Source organism: Cellulomonas sp. P4_B5_2 (assembly GCF_056402235.1).
In genome coordinates this window covers 1-2,702 of the sequence record NZ_JBFUHU010000413.1, presented here as the reverse complement: position 1 = coordinate 2,702, position 2,702 = coordinate 1, and the positions used below count along the sequence as shown (strand labels likewise).

At 73.3% G+C, this 2,702-nt stretch carries 3 protein-coding genes; all 3 read right to left on the bottom strand.

Annotation, left to right across the window (positions count from 1 at the left end):
- Window positions 1-449 precede the first annotated feature (449 nt).
- Complete coding sequence (locus tag AC1DUQ_RS20350) at window positions 450-1,391, bottom strand: co-chaperone YbbN (RefSeq protein WP_477060421.1); 942 nt, start codon at window positions 1,389-1,391, stop codon at window positions 450-452.
- A gap of 60 nt (window positions 1,392-1,451) precedes the next feature.
- The gene (locus AC1DUQ_RS20345) at window positions 1,452-2,462 is read right to left on the bottom strand and encodes a DUF8094 domain-containing protein (protein ID WP_477060420.1); all 1,011 of its coding nucleotides are present in this window, start codon (window positions 2,460-2,462) and stop codon (window positions 1,452-1,454) included.
- The coding region (locus AC1DUQ_RS20340) for a hypothetical protein (protein ID WP_477074483.1) at window positions 2,459-2,702 on the bottom strand (244 nt) is incomplete at its 5' end. The genes AC1DUQ_RS20345 and AC1DUQ_RS20340, both read right to left, overlap by 4 nt.

Genomic DNA, 2,702 nt, shown 5'->3' with positions numbered 1-2,702 from the left:
ACCAAGACCCACCACCCTCGAACACCCCACCCCGAACGGGACAGAACATCCTCCGATAGCGAGCCATATGGCATCGACTATTTGGCACACTGTTGAGTTCTCAAGGAACAGACGCGCATCCTTCCAGGCCTTTCAACCTGTCCGGAGGCAACTGCTCTAACTTAGCGGAGCGGCCCTGCCTCGTCAAATCCCCTGGTCAGAGGAGATTCGGCTTGGCGAGAGCCTGGGCTCCGCGTCCGGACGCTCCTGATGACCGACGATCTGGCCGCCGGTCGAAGAGTCCGAGGATGTCGCTCCGGGGGACCAGCCACTGCGGTTCGATCCGCGGTGTCCGTTCCTCCCTGCCGGGCGACGTCGAGAAGATTACGCAGGCATCCCGCCGGAGAGCAAATCCGCGAGCGGTGACGCGGGTCACTCGGCCTCGAAGCCTCCGACCTGCGCAAACGCGCTCAGTACAACGCGCTGGCCATCGCACGTCGGGCGGCGATCACCCGGGGGTCCTCGCCGCCGATGACCTCGAACAGGTCGACCAGACGGACGCGTACCCGCTCGCGCTCCGGGCCGGCGGTGGTCCGCAGGACGTCGACCAGGCGTGCGAACGCGTCCTCCACCTTCCCGCCCAGGATGTCGAGGTCCGCGACCGCCAGCTGGGCGTCGACGTCCGACGGGTCGTCCGCCGCCGCGGCGCGCGCTGCCTGGAGGTCGGCGTCCCGGGTCCGGTCCAGTAGTCCCACCTGGGCCAGTCCTGCACGCGCGAGCGAGTCGCGCGGGTTCTCCTTCAGCGCCTGCTCGTAGGCGGCGGTGGCTGCGGCGAGGTCGTCGCGCTCGATCGCGTCGTACGCCGCCTGGTGCAGGGGCGGGAGCTCGGGCTCGGCCTCCGGCTCGTCCTGGGCGGCGGCGCCCGTGCTCGGCGCCGCACGGCCGGTGATCCCGTTGGCCTCGGCGGCGGCGAGCACCTGGTCGAGGACGGCACGGACCTGGTCCCGGGGGTACGCGCCCTGGAACAGGGGAAGCGGCTGACCCGCGAGCACGGCGACGACGGTGGGCACGCTCTGCGCCTGGAACGCCTGGGCGACCTGCGGGTTGGCCTCGGCGTCGATGCGCGCCAGCTGCCAGCGGCCACCGTCCTCGTCGGCCAGGGAGGCGAGGTCGGCGGCGACCGTGGCGCTCGCCTCGCTCCGTGGCGACCAGAGCACCACGACCACCGGGTACTGCGTGGAGCTCTGCACGAGGTCGGGGAACGACTCCTGGTCGACGTCCACCACGTAGGTACCGGGCGACGGCAGCCCACCCGGGCTCCCGGGCGGGGGGGTCGCGGGTCGGTTGAGCGTGGAGAGGTCCACCGCCCCGCGCACGTCGAGGCGGGGGCGGGGTCCGGTCGGCTGGGACATGCGTCGGTCTTCCTTCGGCTGCGCGCTGGAGTCGCTGGGGAGTGCGGGGTGCCTGTCGGTCTACTGGGCCGTCGCGGACGTCACGGCGTGCTCGGCGGCGAGCAGCTGCACGAGTGCGGGGCTGCCGGCCGGCGGTACGTACATGACGAGCACGTCGGTGAACGTCCGGACGAAGTTGCTGCCGGCGCTCGTCTTGCCGGTGAGCGCCGCGTAGAACGGGTCGGAGATCGGGATCGTGCCACCCGCGACGGTGAGCGTCACGGTGGACACGGTGGTGAGCTGGCCGACGACGATCGCTCCCCCGTCCACGGTCTGGAGGCTGACCACCGGCGTCGTCGGGTCCGGCGTGTACGTCTCGACCGCGGACCCCGCCGCCTGCACACCGGCTGCCGTCGCCGCGCGCGCCGCCTCGACGCTCGACCTGAAGGTGTCGGGCAGGAAGCTCGCGGCGAACGCCGAGGCGTCCCCGTTGGCCAGGACGTCCGCGTACTGCTGGAAGGCCTCGACCGGGGTCATCACGAGACCGGTGGCGTCCGGGGCGAGCACCGGGCTGCCCGTCTCCGGGGCGGCGGTGGCCGGCATCTGGATGCCGGCACCCATGCGGCCCCATCCCCACAGCTTGTACGGCTCGCGGGGGGTCGCCTGCTGCATCACGAGGATGCGTGGCGCCTGGAGGTCGTCGGGCTGCTTGGTGACGACCAGCTGCGTCCGCGGCCAGGTGTCGGTCTGCGGCACGATCAGCGCCTGCTCGTCCGTGGGCAACGGCGTCGGCGGCTTGGCGCCGGCGGTCGCGGTCGCGCGGACGTACTCCGCGGTACGCACGGCCAGAGCCGGCCCGGCGACGCGTGCCGGCAGCTGCGTAGCGTCGAGGGCCGCGTCGGACGCCGTGAGCACGGCGCCGAGGTCGGCCAGCACGTCCTGGGACTGGACCACGGTGGTGACCGCGGGCGCGACGGCGGGGACGGGTTCGGGCTGGGCCTGCGGCAGCGGGGTGCTGCAGGCGGCGAGCCCGAGCACCAGCAGGCCGCCGAGGGCCGCGACGAGGCGGCGGGACCGCGTTCGGCGTGTCATCGGTCCTCCTTGTTCGTGTCGCTGGGCCGCGCACCCTCGTCCGTAGGGGGCAGCCCCCACGCCCGGCGCCAGGCGTCGGCCCGTGATCCCGCGGTGGCGGACTCGTCGGGGTCAGGCTCGTGAGGCGTCGTGGTCCGCACCCAGGTGGGGCGGCCGGTGTGCACGGGCTCGGCGTCTGGCCCCGCCGGTGAGCCCGGACGCAGCCGGGCGCCGCCGGTGAGCCCGGACGCAGCCGGGCGC

What these genes read in the sequence shown, in the direction of transcription:
- AC1DUQ_RS20350 (WP_477060421.1), bottom strand. Translation starts at nt 1,391, where the DNA reads ATGTCCCAGCCGACCGGACCCCGCCCCCGCCTCGACGTGCGCGGGGCG.
- AC1DUQ_RS20345 (WP_477060420.1), bottom strand. Translation starts at nt 2,462, where the DNA reads ATGACACGCCGAACGCGGTCCCGCCGCCTCGTCGCGGCCCTCGGCGGC.